Below are 14,872 nucleotides of genomic sequence, written 5' to 3'. Positions count from 1 at the left end.
CGCGGAACCTTTCGCGCGTGGTGCCCGTGTTTCGGGGTGGGCCGGTCCGCACAGGGCGTCGGCCCGAACGGGCCGAGGAGGGCCGGGTGACGACCTATGACGATCGAGCGAGCCTTACAGATCTGACCGCCACTGCGGAGCGTGTCCGCAGTTCGGTGGAAGGAGTGATCGAGGGCAAGCCAGAGGTCGTACGGCTTTCGCTGACCGTGCTGCTCGCCGAGGGCCATCTTCTGATCGAGGATGTCCCCGGCGTCGGCAAGACCATGCTCGCCAAGGCGCTGGCGCGCTCCATCGACTGTTCGGTGCGGCGCATCCAGTTCACGCCCGACCTGCTGCCCTCGGACATCACGGGCGTGTCCATCTGGGACCAGCAGCGCCGGGACTTCGAGTTCAAACCGGGAGCGATCTTCGCGCAGATCGTGATCGGCGACGAGATCAACCGCGCCTCGCCCAAGACGCAGTCCGCGCTCCTGGAGTCGATGGAGGAGCGGCAGGTCACCATCGACGGGCAGACCTACGAACTGCCCAGCCCCTTCATGGTGGTGGCCACCCAGAACCCGGTCGAGATGGAGGGCACCTACCCTCTGCCGGAGGCCCAGCGGGACCGCTTCATGGCCCGTGTCTCCATCGGCTACCCCAGCGCGGAGGCCGAGCTCCAGATGCTGGACGTCCACGGCGGAGTGAACCCGCTGGACGACCTCCAGCCGGTCGCCCACGCGCACGACATCGTCAAGCTGATCGACGCGGTCCGCACGGTCCACGTCGCCGACCCGGTGCGCCGCTACGCGGTGGACCTGGTGGGGGCCACGCGCAACCACCCCGACCTCAGACTCGGCGCCTCACCGCGTGCCACGCTGCATCTGCTGCGCGCGGCGAAGGCGTCCGCCGCCCTCAGCGGCCGCGAGTTCGCGCTGCCTGACGACGTGCAGGCACTCGCCGTCGCGGTCCTGGCCCACCGCCTGCTGCCCACGGCCCAGGCGCAGTTGAACCGCCGCACGTCCGAGCAGGTCGTCCAGGAGATCCTCCAGCGCACCCCGGTGCCCGCCGCTCCCCAGCAGTCCGGCCTCTCGATGGGCCGGGGCGCGCCCACCTACGGTCAGCAGCCGCCCCGGAGGCTGTGATGACACAGGCGAGCACGGGCCACACCCCCGAGGACAGGGGCGGGCCGCGCACCGCGCTCGCCGGTCTCACCACCCGCGGCCGCTCGTTCCTGGCGGCCGGGGTGGCCGCCATGATCTGCGCGTACGTCCTGGGGCAGAGCGATCTGCTCCGGGTGGGCCTGCTCCTCGCGGTGCTGCCGCTGATCTGCGCGACCGTGCTGTACCGCACCCGCTACCGGGTCGCGGGCAGCCGCAGGCTCTCCCCCGGGCGGGTGCCCGCGGGCTCCGAGGCCCGCGTGCATCTGCGCATGGACAACATCTCGCGGCTGCCCACCGGCCTGCTGATGCTCCAGGACAAGGTGCCGTACGTCCTCGGCCCGCGCCCCCGTTTCGTCCTGGACCGGGTGGAGGCGGGCGGCCGCCGCGAGGTGTCCTACCGTGTGCGCTCGGATCTGCGCGGCCGCTACCCGCTGGGCCCGCTCCAGCTGCGGCTGACCGACCCGTTCGGCATGTGCGAGCTGACCCGTTCCTTCTCCGCCCACGACACCCTGACCGTCATCCCGCGCGTGGAGGCGCTGCCCCCGGTGCGGCTGGCCGGTGAGGCCAAGGGGTACGGCGACGGGCGGCAGCGCTCGCTCGCGCTGGCCGGCGAGGACGACATCATTCCGCGCGGCTACCGCCACGGCGACGACCTGCGCCGGGTGCACTGGCGGCTGACCGCCCGTTACGGCGAGCTGATGGTCCGGCGCGAGGAGCAGCCCCAGCGCTCCCGCTGCACCGTGCTGCTGGACACCCGGGGCATCGCCTACCTGGGCGCGGGACCCGACTCGGCCTTCGAATGGGCCGTCTCGGGAACGGCGTCCGCCCTGCTGCACATGCTCGAACGGGGCTTCTCGGTCCGCCTCCTGACGGACACCGGCAGCTCGGTGCCCGGCGAGGGCTCCGACGGCTTCGCGGGCACGAGCCAGGAGTCGGCGGACGCCGCCGGGATGATGATGGACACGCTCGCCGTCGTCGACCACTCGAACGGCACGGGGCTCTCCCGTGCGTACGAGGTGCTGCGCGGCGGCAACGAAGGACTGCTGATCGCCTTCCTCGGCGATCTCGACGAGGAGCAGGCGACCGTGCTCGGCAAGATGCGCCAGCGCAGCGGCGGGGCCGTCGCGTTCCTGCTGGACAGTGAGTCCTGGGTGCGGGACCCGGCCGAGGCGCCCGGTCCCCGGGACGAGGGCACGGACCCGCTGCGCATGCTGCGCGAGGCGGGATGGACCGCCGTGGCGGTGCCGCGGGGGGCCTCGCTGGCCGACCTGTGGCGCGAGGCGGACCGTCAGCGCGTCCACGTGGCGTCGACGGGCACCGACGCGGGGAGTGGGAGCGTATGAGCGGGCGAGCCCGGCTGGCACTGTGGGCGGCGGCGGCCACACTGATGACGTCCTGCGCGCTGCTTCCCCTGGTGAGCCCGCCGACGTGGATCTTCCAGGCGGCCTTCCTGCTGGCCGTGCAGACCGGCGTCGGCGCGCTGACCCGGCGGGTCCCGCTGGCCAGGCCGCTGACCGTGGCGGCCCAGGCGCTGGTCACGCTGATGATGCTGACGCTGGTCTTCGCCCGGCATCAGGCCCTCGCCGGGATCGTCCCCGGTCCTGAGGCCTTCCAGCACTTCTCGGACCTGCTCCGGGCGGGCGCCGACGACGTCAGCAGGTACTCGATCCCGGCCCCGCTGTCGGACGGGATCCGGCTGATGGTGGTCGGCGGGGTCCTGGTGATCGGGCTCGCGGTGGACACCCTCGCGGTGACCTACCGCAGCGCCGCGCCCGCCGGCCTCCCGCTGCTCGCCCTGTACTCGGTCGCCGCGGGCCTGTCCGGCGGCGGCGCGGCGGGGCTGTGGTTCCTGCTCGCGGCCGCGGGCTATCTGATGCTGCTGCTGGCCGAGAGCCGGGACCGGCTCTCGCAGTGGGGCCGCGTCTTCGGCGGAGCGGCCCGCACGCCGGGACCCTCGTCCGCGAGCGGCGTGGTCGCGCCGGTGCGCACCGGGCGGCGGATCGGCGGGGCGGCGCTCGTCGTCGCCCTGTTCGTGCCGCTCGTCCTGCCCTCCTTCGGCGCCGGTCTGCTGGACGGCGTGGGACACGGCATCGGCAACGGCACCGGGGACGGCGGCACGATCTCCGCGGTGAACCCGCTGGTCTCCCTCCGCGACAGTCTGAACGTGGACGAGGACCGCACGGTCATGACGTACCGGACGGACACCGCGGACACCCAGAACCTGTACCTGCGGATCGTCTCGCTCGACGACTTCGACGGCACGGCGTGGAAGCCGGCGCAGCGCCACATCGTGGACGTGCCGAAGACGTTCCCTGCGCCCATCGGGCTGTCCGGCGAGGTCAAGCGGGCCACGATCCGGACCCGGATCGCGGCGGCCGACTGGTACGCGCAGGACTGGCTGCCGATGCCGTACCCGGCCAGCAAGGTCGACATCAAGGGCAACTGGCGCTACGAACCGGTGGGGCGCACCCTCGTGGGCGACCACGGGCAGAACACCCGTGGTGTGCAGTACGAGGTCACGAGTCTGATGGTGGAGCCGACGGCGCAGCAGCTGGCGAGCGCGCCTGAGCCCTCGCCCGCGATGAAGCGCGAGTACACGAAGGTCCCGGACTCGCTGCCCGCGGTGGTGGCGAGGACGGCCCGCGAGGTCACGGCGGGCTCGGCCAACCACTACGAGCAGGCGGTCAAGCTCCAGGACTACTTCGCCGTCAGCGGGAACTTCCGCTACAACACCCAGGTGCGGGCCGGCACCGGCTCCGCCGCGATCGCGAACTTCCTGAAGGAGAAGGAGGGCTTCTGCGTCCACTTCTCCTTCGCGATGGCCTCGATGGCGCGGACGCTCGGGATCCCGGCCCGGGTGGCGGTGGGCTTCACGTCGGGGACCCCGCAGGCGGACGGTTCGATGTCGGTGGGGCTGCGGGACGCGCACGCCTGGCCCGAGCTGTATTTCGAGGGCGTGGGCTGGACCCGCTTCGAACCGACCCCGAGCCGGGGCTCGGTGCCGTCGTACACCCAGACGAACACCCCGGGCGACACCGAGTCCGCCGCCCCGAAGCCGGCGTTCTCGTCGTCCGCGGCGCCCTCGGCGGAGCCGTCGGCGAGCGAGAGCTGCTCGCCCCAGCTGCGGAAGCTGGCGGCCTGCCCGGACCAGTCCTCGTCGGTGGCGATCGGCGCCGGGGACGACGACTGGCCCTGGACGCAGATCCTCGTGGTGACGCTGGCCGGGCTACTGGTCCTGGGCCTGCTGCTGTCGCCCATGCTGTGGCGGATGCGGGTGCGGGCGGTCCGGCTCGGCGGTCACGGCCGCACCGAGGCGGACGTGGCGGCGCACACGCTGGGGGCCTGGACGGAGGTGACCGATACGGCCTGGGACCACGGGATCGGGCCGACGGAGTCGCAGACGCCGAGAAAGGCGGCCGAGCGGATCGTGAGACTCGGTGAGCTGGATCCGGAGGCCGAGGCGGCGGTGCACCGGGTGGCCGCGGCGGTGGAGCAGGTCCTCTACGCTCCGCACCCCCGGCCGGTGTCGGGCCTCGCGCACGACGCGCGTGTGGTCGGGAGATCCTTCAGTGCCTCCGCGAGCAGGCCCGCCCGGCTGCGCGCGCTCCTCCTCCCGCGTTCGGCCGTCCGGGTGATCTGGATGGCCTCGGCCGCCCGCACAACCCTGAGATCCCGCCTCTCCCCCAACACCTGACACCCCCGCCCTCCCGCCCTGCGAAAAGAGGCTCGCCACCCACTGCGGGCAGGCGTCCCGCAGGACGGGAGGGCTGGAGGTGCCCGCTGTGGGCAGGCGTCCCGCAGGGCGGGACCGGTGGGCACAGCACCAGCGCCGGGTGCCGCTCGAGAGGGGGCTCAGGTCACCCCGGGCAGGCCCAGTGGCAACGCCCCGCACGCGCGAGGGGGTGCCCACCCCGACCCGGGTGGACACCCCTCACGCGTATGTCTGCGGCGGCGACGCCGACGGCTCAGTTGCCGCCCTGCTCGTCGCGCCGACGCTGCCAGCGCTGCTCGATCCGGTCCATCATCGACCGCCGAGGCCGGCTCTGCCGACGGGAGGCGGACGAACCCGGCGCACCGGCCTGCTCGCCCGGCTTGGGAGCCTTGCGCCAGCCGGTGACGGCGAGCACCGCGCAGCCCAGCATGACGAGGAAGCCCACCACGCTCAGCCAGATCAGAACCGCGACCATTCCGGCCATGAGGAGCGCGATACCCACAAGGAAGCCCGCGACCGCTTGGTAGACCCGTCGCCGGGTGTACGTACGCAGTCCGCTTCCCTCAAGCGCTGTCGCGAACTTGGGATCTTCGGCGTACAGCGCTCGCTCCATCTGCTCGAGCATTCGCTGCTCGTGCTCCGAGAGCGGCACGGAGTCCTCCTCATCGTGCAGTCGCCGGGGCGACCGGGGGTCCCCTTCAGGATAGGCAGGGAATCGGCCCCGTGAAACCCGCCCTCTACGCCAATTCGCCGCCCGGAACCCTGCATGGCGCCCCGATGCGCTGAGGCGTGCATTCCCCAGCGAACGGTCCGTCATGCCGGACGGTCTCCCCCGATCATACGGCGCCGAGCACTCGATCGGGTGGTCTGTGGCGTACTCCATCTGCCGCCCAGCCCCTGATCAGCGGCGCGCCACGGGAGGCGCTCAGTCCTCCGAGGCCGCTCGGGCCTCGCCGAGCACATGGAGCTGTGTGGCCACCGAGTGGAACGCGCTGAGCTCGGCCGCCGCCGCCTCCAGCTTCAGCAGTGCCTCCAGCGCCCCCGGCTCGGTGTCCACCAGGACTCCGGGCACCAGGTCCGCGAAGACCCGTACGCCGTGCACGGCGGCGACGTGCAGACCGGCGCCGGAGACCAGGGAGGTGAGCTGGTCGGCGGTGAACCGGTGCGGAACGGGATCACTCTCGCCCCAGCGTCCGTCCGGGTCGTCCAGCGCGTGCCGGGCCTCCTTGAAGTGCCCGGCGAGCGCCCGGGCCAGCACGGCTCCGCCCAGACCCGCGGCGAGGAGGCTGAGGACGCCCTCGGGGCGCAGCGCGTCCACCACGTTGCGGACGCCCTCGGCCGGGTCGTCGACGTACTCCAGGACGCCGTGGCAGAGCACGGCGTCGTAGCGTCCGCGCTCGACCACGTCGAAGAGGCCGTGCGCGTCTCCCTGGACGCCCTGCACCCGGTCGGCCACGTCGGCCTCGGCGGCACGCCGCTCCAGTGCGAACAGCGCGTTCGGGCTGGGGTCGACGACGGTGACGCGGTGGCCGAGGCGGGCCACGGGCACGGCGAAGTTGCCGCTGCCGCCGCCCGTGTCGAGTACGTCGAGCGATTCCCGTCCGGTGGCCTTGACCTGACGGTCCAGGGCGTCCTTGAGGACTTCCCAGACGACGGCGGTACGGAGAGAAGCGCGGGGGCGCATCGGGTCCGACACGGCAGTTGACTCCTCGGCGCGGCACCGCCTGTCGAACGGGCGGAGCGATCTTCGAGCCTCCCGGCGGGGAGGCAGCAGGCGTCTCCACCCTATTGCCTCCGCCCCCGTGACCGGTCCCCCGTCCCGCGCGCGCCGGATCATGCGACGGACGCGGTGAGCGGGCCGCGGCCGGCACCCCGGGCGCACCGCCGGTCCCGCACTCCGCCCCGGCCGCACCCCGCGCCCGGCCGAGCCCCCTCTCCCGCCCCGCCGTCGGTCCCCTGGCCGTCAACCCGCGTCCGGCACCCCCCTGTCAGGGCCGTTCGCGCCCGCGCCGGCACCCGGGCCTCGGTCATGGCCTCCGTCCTGGCGGGGCTGGGGCAGGACGGGCTGGAGCACCAGCATCCGCTCGACGAGGCGCAGGAACATGGCGACATCGCGTATCAGGTCGTCGGCGTCGCGGGTGGTGGCCGCTCCCCGGATGCCGGCCTCGGCGCGGGCACGGCGGGTGGCGCCGGAGGCGAACAGCGCGCTCCACTCGGTCAGTTCGGGCGCGATCTCCGGAAGCACCTCCCAGGCGCTGCGGATCCGGGCCCTGCGCCGTGCGACGGGCTCCGGGCGAGCCCGTGCCGCGAGGACGGCGGCGGCGGTGCGCAGGGCGGCCAAGTGGGCGGTCGCGTAACGCTCGTTGGACGTCTCCAGTGCCGCGGCCTCGTCGAGTCCGGCGCGGGCCTGGGAGAGCAGGTCGAGGGCGGCGGGAGGGGCCGTGGCCCGGCGGAGCACGGGGTGGACGTCGCCCGCCGGACCGGTCGGTGAGGGGGCAGGGCCGGTGGCGCGGCGCCGACGGGCGGCGGCTGCGGAAGAGCTGGCCATGACGAACCTCCTGTCGTCGTGTGACGGCACTGTGGCCGTATGTGCCCATCGTGCGGTATGCCACTGACAATCCGTTCTGACCTGCGGTTTTGCTTCGATCGCAAGTTCGGGTTAGTTTTTGCACTGACCAGTCAGTTCAAAAGGTTCGATGTGTTCCAGGAAATCGGGGGAGCTGTGGACGTTCCGCACGGAGTGGGCGTCGCGGCCCGGGACTTCGGACTCGAAGGGCCCCGCGGGTGGGTTTTCCGCGGGGTCCTTCTCGAAGCGGGGCCCGGATCGCTCGTCGCGGTCGAGGGGCCGTCGGGATCCGGCCGGACCTGCCTGCTGCTCGCCCTCACGGGGCGGATGAAGACCACCGAGGGGACGGCGGTCGTCGGGGAGTCGCGGCTGCCGAAGCAGCGGGCCGCGGTGCGCAGGACCAGCGCGCTCGCGCACGTGCCCGGGGTCACCGACCTCGACCCCGCGCTGACCGTCGGGGAGCACCTGCGCGAACGGGCCCTGCTGCAATGGCGGTTCGGGAGTTCGCTGCGGGCCCTGCTGCGGCCCCGCCGTGAGCGGGCGGACGACGCCGCGACGCGGATCGGCGCCGCGCTGGCCGCCGCCGGGCTCGACCCGGACACCCTGCCCAAGGGGCCGAGGACCGCCGTACGTGATCTGGACCGGCTCGAAGCGCTGCGTCTGTCGATCGCGCTTGCCCTGATCGGCCGCCCGCGGCTGCTCGGCGTCGACGACACCGACCTCAAGCTCTCGGACGCCGAACGGTCGGAGGCCTGGGCCCTGTTGAGGTCGATCGCCGAGTCCGGCACGACCGTCGTGGCGGTGTGCAGCGAGGCTCCCGAAGGTGTCGTGGTCGTGTCCACCGCACCGGCCGCCGACACCGTGAGGACCCCCGGCGGACAGACAGGCGAGCCCTCCACCGAGGCCGACAGCGACACCGACACCGACACCCGCACCGACGACGACACCCACCCCCGCACCGACACCGCTGCCGACGCCGGCAGCGACAGCGACAGCGACAGCGACAGCGACAGCGGGGACCTCGACAGGAAGACGGCCGATGCGCTCGCCTGAATTGGCCTTTCTCGAACTCCGCCGCTTCGGCCGGGGCAAGCTCCCGCGCGCCGCCCTGGTCGCGCTCCTGCTGCTGCCGCTGCTCTACGGCGCCCTCTACCTGTGGTCCTTCTGGGACCCGTACGGCCGTCTCGACCGCATCCCCGTGGCGCTGGTGAACGACGACCGGGGCGCGACGGCCGGCGGCCGCACGGTCAGTGTCGGGGACACCATCACCGAGGGGCTGCGCGACAGCGACACCTTCGAGTGGCACGAGGTGAGCTCGGCCGAGGCCCGCCGGGGCGTGGAGGACGGCACGTACTACCTGTCGCTCACCATGCCGGGCGACTTCAGCGAGAGGATCGCCTCCAGTTCCGGGAGCTCGCCCGAGACCAGCGCGCTCCAGGTGCGCACCAACGACGCGAACAACTACATCGTCGGGCAGATCTCCCGCACGGTGTTCAGCGAGGTGCGGACGGCCGCCTCCACGAAGGCCTCGCGTTCGTTCCTCGACAAGATCTTCATCTCGTTCTCGGACATCCACGGGAAGACCGTGAAGGCGGCCGAGGGCGCCGACCGGCTCAACGACGGCCTCGGCACCGCGAAGAAGGGCTCCGAGGCACTCGCGGACGGCCTGAAGGAGGCCAAGAAGGGCAGCGGGAAGCTCTCCGGGGGCCTCACGAAACTCACCACCGGAGCGGGCGACCTGGACGACGGTTCGCACCAGGTCGCGGACGGCACCCGGGCGCTGGCCGACAAGGTCGACGGGGTCGCGGACGAGGTGGGCCCGTTCCTGAAGGACAACGAGAAGTCGATCGGCGACACGGCCCGGCTCGTCGCGGACTCCGCGGCGGGCATCCGCCACAACCTCGCGACCCTGGTGAAGACGGCACCGGCCGCGGCCAAGGGCGCGCACGCCGCCTCCGACGCGCTGGAAGGCGTCCACCACGCGCGGTGCGAGGCCCTGCCGGTCCCCGACCCCGCGTGCCCCGAGCTGGAGAAGGCCGCCCAGGCCGCCGCGGACGTCGTCGCGGTCACCGACGACGTGAGCACGCTGATCGGCGACCAGGACGGCGACCTCGGCGCGCTGGACAAGAACCTGGCGGCACTGGAGAAGCAGGCGAACGCCCTCGCCGCCCGCTCGCCGCATCTCTCCGAGGACCTCGACGACGCCGTCTCCAAGATCGACAAGCTGAACGAGGGGGCCGCCGCGGTCGCCAGGGGCGCGAAGCGGCTGCACGAGGGACTCGGCACCGCACGGACCGGCGCGACGGACCTCGACAAGGGCGTCGGCCGGCTGCGGACGGGGGCGAAGGACCTCGACGGCGGGCTGTACAAGCTCGTCGGCGGCTCCGGGAAGCTGGCGGGCGGCCTGCACGACGGAGCGGGCAGGATCCCCGACTACGACAAGCCCGACCGCGACCTGCGCACCGAGGTCATGGCCGACCCCGTGCGCATGGCCTCCAGGGACCTGCACAAGGCGCCCAACTACGGCACCGGCTTCGCCCCGTACTTCATCCCGCTGTCCCTGTGGGTCGGCGCGATGGTGGCGTACATGCTGATCCCGCCGCTGAACCGGCGGGCGCTCGCCGCGGGCGCCCCGGCGTGGCGCGTCGCGTTCGCGGGCTGGCTGCCGGTCGCCGCCGTCGGCGTGCTCCAGACGGCCGCCCTGATGGCCGTGCTGCACTGGGCGATCGGACTCCAGATGGTGCGGGCGGCGGGAACGGTCGGCTTCCTGTTCCTGGTGACGGCCTGCTTCGCGGCGATCGTGCAGTGGATGAACGCCCGCTTCGGAGCGGCGGGCCGGATCCTCGTCCTCGCCCTGCTGATGCTCCAGCTGACCTCGGCGGGCGGCACCTACCCCGTCCAGACCAGTCCGGGCTTCTTCAACGCGATCCACCCCTACCTGCCGATGAGTTACATCGTCGAGGCCCTGCGCCGGCTCATCACCGGCGGCGGTCTGGGGCCGGTGGCGACTGCCTGCGCGGTGCTGACCGCCTTCACCGCGGGGGCGCTCGCCCTCACCGCCCTGACGGCGCGCCGCAGGCAGGTGTGGACCCTCGACCGGCTGCATCCGGAGCTGAGCCTGTGACCACGCGCGCGGGTGCTCCTGTGACAATCGGAGCCATGGAAAGCAGCAGCACCACGGCGGGCGGTGGCAGCCGCCGCGAGGCGACCCGGCAGAAGCTCTACGAGGCGGCCGTCACGCTGATCGCGGAGCAGGGCTTCTCCGCCACCACGGTGGACGAGATCGCCGAGCGGGCCGGGGTCGCGAAGGGCACGGTCTACTACAACTTCGCGAGCAAATCGGTCCTCTTCGAGGAGCTGCTGCGCCATGGCGTGGGACTCCTGACGGCCTCGCTGCGGGAGGCGGCGGAGCGGACGGACCGGGACGGCGGCAGCAAGGTCGACGCGCTGGACGCGATGATCCGGGCCGGGCTCGTCTTCATCAACCGCTATCCGGCGTTCACCCAGCTCTACGTGGCGGAACTCTGGCGCACCAACCGGGCCTGGCAGTCCACCCTCATGGTGGTGCGGCAGCAGGCGGTGGCGGTCGTCGAGGGTGTCCTGCGCGACGCGGTGGCGGGCGGGGAGCTCAGCGAGGAGATCGACATCCCGCTGACGGCCGCGGCACTGGTCGGAATGGTCCTGGTGGCCGCCCTGGACTGGCAGGCCTTCCAGCCGGAGCGCTCCCTGGACGACGTCCACGCGGCACTGTCCCGGCTCCTCCAGGGACGCGTGAGCGGCCACGGCTGAGCACCCCCGCCGGCCGGGCACGCCCCGCGCCGCACCACGGCACCGCCGCTCACCCGCGCGCACGAGAGCGCCGGTCCGGCCGGCCGCGTCCCCCGCGGGCCGTCCGTACCGGCGCCTCGCCGTGCTCCCCCGTACCCCGTCGGGCCCCCGTTCGGTCGTCCCCCGGGTACCCCCGTGTCTCACTCCCGCCGACCGCGTCGGCGGAAGGAGCGGCCAAGGGCGCGGGTCCCGTTCCGCCGCCCCGTGTCGGCGGTGCCGGAACCGCGCCCCTCTCCGTGCCTCCACTCTCCCGTTCCCGCAGGTCGGGCCCATCCGTGCGGCTACTCATCTCACCCTGTAGGTACGGATACTCAGGCATACGTGCTCAGACCCAGGACGCCGCTGTCCGGCACTGGTTACGATCGCCTCCGTGTCGGTACTCCCCCTGGTCTTCACCAGCGGCTGGGCCAGCGGCATCAACGCGTACGCGGTGGTGCTGCTCCTCGGCGTGTTCGGCGCCACCGGGCTGAGCGACGACGTCCCGCAGGCCCTGCAACGCCCTGAGATCCTGGTCACAGTCGGGGTCCTCTTCCTCTGCGAGGCGGTCGCCGACAAGATCCCGTACGTCGACTCGGTGTGGGACTCCGTGCACACGGTGATCCGGCCGGCGGCGGGTGCCTGGGTCGGGGCGCTGCTCGCCGGACACAGCGGTTCGGTCTCGGACCTGACGGCGGCCGTGCTCGGCGGTACGACCGCCCTGGCGAGCCACACGGTCAAGGCCGGCACCCGGATGGCCGTCAACACCTCGCCCGAGCCCTTCAGCAACTTCGTGGTGAGCACCGCCGAGGATCTCGGGGTGGCGGGCGTCGTCACGCTGGCGATCTTCCATCCCTGGGCCGCGGCGACCGTCGCCGGCGTCCTGCTGTGCACGGGGCTCGCGGTGCTCTGTTTCCTGGTCTCGCGGATCAGACGGTTCCTGCGGAACCGGGCGCGGCGCCGGGAGGAGCGGCGCACGGCCGCGACGGCGGGACCTCCGCCCGGCGGGGCCCCGTGGGCGGACCGCGGCTGACCTGACTGTCGGCGGGGGCGGCTAAAGTCGCCGCCATGGGACGGATTGCGGTGATCGGCGCCGGGATGGGCGCGATGGCGACGGCTGCCCGGCTGGCCGTCGCGGGCCACCGGGTGGTCGTGTTCGAGCGGACGGAGACGTACGGCGGCGCGGTGCGCCGCTTCGAGCGGGACGGCTTCGCCTTCGACACCGGCCCAGGGCTGCTGCCGGTGCCCGCCGTCTACCGCGATCTGTTCGTCAAGACCGGGAAGCGGCCCCTGGAGGAGTGCGTCGAGCTGGTGCAGGTCGACCCCGCGGCCGGCCACGTCTTCGCGGACGGCACCCGGGTGTCCCTGCCGAACGCCTCGCGCGCGGGCGTGGTCACGGCGCTGGACGAAGCGCTCGGCGACGGGGCGGGCGCCCGGTGGGGCGACTTCCTGGTGCGGGCCCGGGAGGCGTGGGACCGTGCGCGCCGGCCGCTCCTGGAGGAGCCGCTGTGGCCCAACTGGCCGGTGCTGGCCGAGCGCGACCCGTACCCCTCGGTGCCGCACAAGAAGCTGCTGCGCACCCGCCGGGCCGGGACGCTCGCCGAGGTCGCCGCCTGGGAGCTGCGCGACGCGCGCCTGACGGCCCTCCTGGAGAGCCACGCCCTGGCGTACGGGCTCGACCCGCGCTCCACTCCGGCGAGCGCGGCCGTGCTGCCGTACATGGACCACGCCTTCGGCACCTGGTACGTGCGCGGCGGTGTCCGCGAGCTGGCGCGCGCGGTGTACGAGCGGTGCCTGGAGCGCCGGGTCGAGTTCCGGTTCGCCACCCGGGTCGAACGGATCGTGGAGAAGGACGGCCGGGCCGTCGGTGTGGAGCTCTCCGCGGACGGCACGTTCGAGGAGGCCGACCTCGTGGTCGCGGGCGTGCCGCCGGAGGGGCTCCTGGCCGGGGCCGGGCTCCGGGGCGCCGGTGAGGTGCCGGCGCGGTCCGGCGGGGCCGGCCGGCTGACGGTGCTGCTCGCGCTGCGCGGCCCGCGGCCCGCCGGCGTGGCGCACCGGACGGTGGTGCACTCGGCGGACCGGGACGGCGAGCTGGAGCGGCTGTTCGGCGAGCGCCCCGGGGTGCCCGTGGCGCCGACCGTCGTGGTCTCGCGCCCCGACGACCCCGCGCTCGTGCCGGACGCGGAGCACGAGGCGGTCACGCTGACCGTCACGGTGCCGTCCGGGACGCGGGTGTCCGGGGAGGACGTGGAGCGGGTCCTGGAGGCCGCCGGGCGGGCCCTGCCCGGGCTGCGGGACCGGCTCCTGTGGCACGAGGTCCGCACCCCGGCCGACATCGCGGAGGAGACGGGCGTGCCGGGCGGCGCGGTTCCCGCTCCGGCGCTCGCCGCGGCGGACGGCCGGCTGCTGTACCCGTCGAACACCACGCGGATACCGGGGCTCTTCGCGGCCGGGGGCTGGGCGCACCCCGGCGGCGGTCTGCCGCACGCGGGCATGTCGGGCGCGCTGGTGGCCGGGCTGATCGTGGAGGGGCCGGACTTCCAGGGCTCGCAGTGACCGGTGCCCCGGGGCCGCTCCGTCAGTAGCGGTACTGCTCGTCGTACCCGGCGTTGCCGTTGCCCTGGTACGGGTACTGCTGCTGTTGTTGCTCGGCCGGGAGTTCGCCGCCGTACTCGTCGGTGCGCTGCTGCGGCACCCAGACGCCTCCGGCCGGGGTCTCGCCGCCGTACGTTCCGGCCGCGTACTGCTGGTCCTGGCCGTAGTTCTGCTGCTGCGCGTACTGCTGCTGGTCGCCGCCGTTGTAGGCGCTCTGGTCGTAGGTGGCGCCGGTGTACGTCTGCTGGCCGGTGTACGGGTCCGTGTAGCCCGCGTACTGCTGCTGCCCGTTGCCGTAGGCGTACTGCTGCTGGTCGTAGCCCGTGTAGCCGTCGTACGCGTAGGCCTGCTGGTTCTGCCCGGTCGCGTAGGCCTGCTGGTCCTGGCCCGTCGCGTAGGCCTGCTGGTCCTGGGACGGGGAGGCTCCGGCGTAGGCCTGGTCCCCGGCGCCGGAGTACGCGGCGGTGTCGTAGACGCCGTACGAGCCGGTGTCCTCGGGCAGGGGCTGCGGTTCGTAGACGGAGGTCGACTCGGCGGCCGTGGGCTCGGCCGGCTCCGGGGGCGCGAAGCGGTCGGCGGGGGTCGCCGGCGTGAAGACGTCGTCCTCGTCGGCGGCGTACGGGTCCTCGCGCCGGTAGGCGGCCACCTCGACCTCGTCGAGTTCGGGGCTCTCCTCGGCCTCGTCCGCGTCCTCCGGCTCGCCGCGGCGGCGCTTGCTGAGCTTGCCGGGCCTGTCCTCCGCGCCGGGGCCCTTGATGGCCCAGCCCTGCGCGAAGCCCTGGCGGAACGACAAGGTCACATACGTCTGGCCGACCGTGAAGGCGGCCGCGCCCAGGCCGATGACGGGAACCGAGTGCATCAGGACGCCGAGGACCACACCGAGGAAGCCGACGAAGGCGAGCAGCCTGAAGCGCAGCCGCGCCTTGTACTGCAACAGCACCTCGCCGAGCAGCCACAGTGCGACGATGCCGAATGCCAGATAGAGGACCGTCAAGCCCATGTACGCCCCTCTCCCAGTGGCCGCTACGCAGTGTGTCGTACGCGGGTGCGACCGGT

Annotated in this window: 12 protein-coding genes; 8 read left to right on the top strand and 4 right to left on the bottom strand. The window is 73.3% G+C overall.

What is annotated here, in order from left to right; genetic code table 11:
* The first annotated feature begins 86 nt into the window (after positions 1-86).
* From ACFWI4_RS18890 to ACFWI4_RS18880, 3 genes are read left to right on the top strand one after another with little or no spacing between them, the layout of a single operon-like run.
* Positions 87-1,121, top strand: coding sequence for an AAA family ATPase (locus ACFWI4_RS18890; protein ID WP_385406631.1), 1,035 nt, complete (start codon positions 87-89; stop codon positions 1,119-1,121).
* Positions 1,121-2,482 (top strand): DUF58 domain-containing protein, encoded by a 1,362-nt coding sequence (locus ACFWI4_RS18885; RefSeq protein WP_387197332.1) that lies wholly within the window; start codon positions 1,121-1,123, stop codon positions 2,480-2,482. The genes ACFWI4_RS18890 and ACFWI4_RS18885 overlap by 1 nt, the downstream gene beginning before the upstream one ends.
* Positions 2,479-4,833 carry a transglutaminaseTgpA domain-containing protein gene (locus tag ACFWI4_RS18880; RefSeq protein ID WP_387197329.1) on the top strand — a complete coding sequence of 785 codons (2,355 nt, stop codon included), beginning with the start codon at positions 2,479-2,481 and terminating at the stop codon, positions 4,831-4,833. The genes ACFWI4_RS18885 and ACFWI4_RS18880 overlap by 4 nt, the downstream gene beginning before the upstream one ends.
* A 271-nt stretch (positions 4,834-5,104) precedes the next feature.
* On the opposite strand, the gene ACFWI4_RS18875 is transcribed toward ACFWI4_RS18880, so the two are convergent.
* The 3 genes from ACFWI4_RS18875 to ACFWI4_RS18865 all read right to left on the bottom strand — a co-directional run bounded on the left by ACFWI4_RS18875 (position 5,105) and on the right by ACFWI4_RS18865 (position 7,399).
* Complete coding sequence (locus ACFWI4_RS18875; RefSeq protein WP_387197326.1) at positions 5,105-5,503, bottom strand: DUF3040 domain-containing protein; 399 nt, start codon at positions 5,501-5,503, stop codon at positions 5,105-5,107.
* 273 nt (positions 5,504-5,776) lie between these two features.
* On the bottom strand, positions 5,777-6,547 hold the full coding sequence (locus ACFWI4_RS18870; RefSeq protein WP_385406621.1) for a class I SAM-dependent methyltransferase: 771 nt from the start codon (positions 6,545-6,547) through the stop codon (positions 5,777-5,779).
* Positions 6,548-6,814: 267 nt separating this feature from the next.
* Positions 6,815-7,399, bottom strand: coding sequence for an SAV_6107 family HEPN domain-containing protein (locus ACFWI4_RS18865; protein ID WP_385406619.1), 585 nt, complete (start codon positions 7,397-7,399; stop codon positions 6,815-6,817).
* A gap of 174 nt (positions 7,400-7,573) precedes the next feature.
* Here ACFWI4_RS18865 and ACFWI4_RS18860 point away from each other — a divergent pair, with 174 nt between their 5' ends.
* The 5 genes from ACFWI4_RS18860 to ACFWI4_RS18840 all read left to right on the top strand — a co-directional run bounded on the left by ACFWI4_RS18860 (position 7,574) and on the right by ACFWI4_RS18840 (position 13,777).
* On the top strand, positions 7,574-8,470 hold the full coding sequence (locus tag ACFWI4_RS18860; protein ID WP_387197322.1) for an ATP-binding cassette domain-containing protein: 897 nt from the start codon (positions 7,574-7,576) through the stop codon (positions 8,468-8,470).
* Positions 8,457-10,541, top strand: coding sequence for a YhgE/Pip family protein (locus tag ACFWI4_RS18855; RefSeq protein WP_387197319.1), 2,085 nt, complete (start codon positions 8,457-8,459; stop codon positions 10,539-10,541). The genes ACFWI4_RS18860 and ACFWI4_RS18855 overlap by 14 nt, the downstream gene beginning before the upstream one ends.
* Positions 10,542-10,576: 35 nt before the next feature.
* Positions 10,577-11,206 carry a TetR/AcrR family transcriptional regulator gene (locus ACFWI4_RS18850; RefSeq protein WP_385406613.1) on the top strand — a complete coding sequence of 210 codons (630 nt, stop codon included), beginning with the start codon at positions 10,577-10,579 and terminating at the stop codon, positions 11,204-11,206.
* Positions 11,207-11,615: 409 nt separating this feature from the next.
* Complete coding sequence (locus ACFWI4_RS18845; protein ID WP_387197314.1) at positions 11,616-12,254, top strand: DUF4126 domain-containing protein; 639 nt, start codon at positions 11,616-11,618, stop codon at positions 12,252-12,254.
* 35 nt (positions 12,255-12,289) lie between these two features.
* Positions 12,290-13,777, top strand: coding sequence for a phytoene desaturase family protein (locus ACFWI4_RS18840; protein ID WP_387197311.1), 1,488 nt, complete (start codon positions 12,290-12,292; stop codon positions 13,775-13,777).
* Between the two features lie 22 nt (positions 13,778-13,799).
* On the opposite strand, the gene ACFWI4_RS18835 is transcribed toward ACFWI4_RS18840, so the two are convergent.
* The gene (locus tag ACFWI4_RS18835) at positions 13,800-14,816 is read right to left on the bottom strand and encodes a hypothetical protein (protein ID WP_387197308.1); all 1,017 of its coding nucleotides are present in this window, start codon (positions 14,814-14,816) and stop codon (positions 13,800-13,802) included.
* Positions 14,817-14,872 lie beyond the last annotated feature (56 nt).

Source organism: Streptomyces sp. NPDC127038 (assembly GCF_042725875.1).
Taxonomy (GTDB): Bacteria; Actinomycetota; Actinomycetes; order Streptomycetales; family Streptomycetaceae; genus Streptomyces.
The sequence above is the reverse complement of the archived record's forward strand: the minus strand, read 5'-3'. Positions and strand labels throughout refer to the sequence as shown.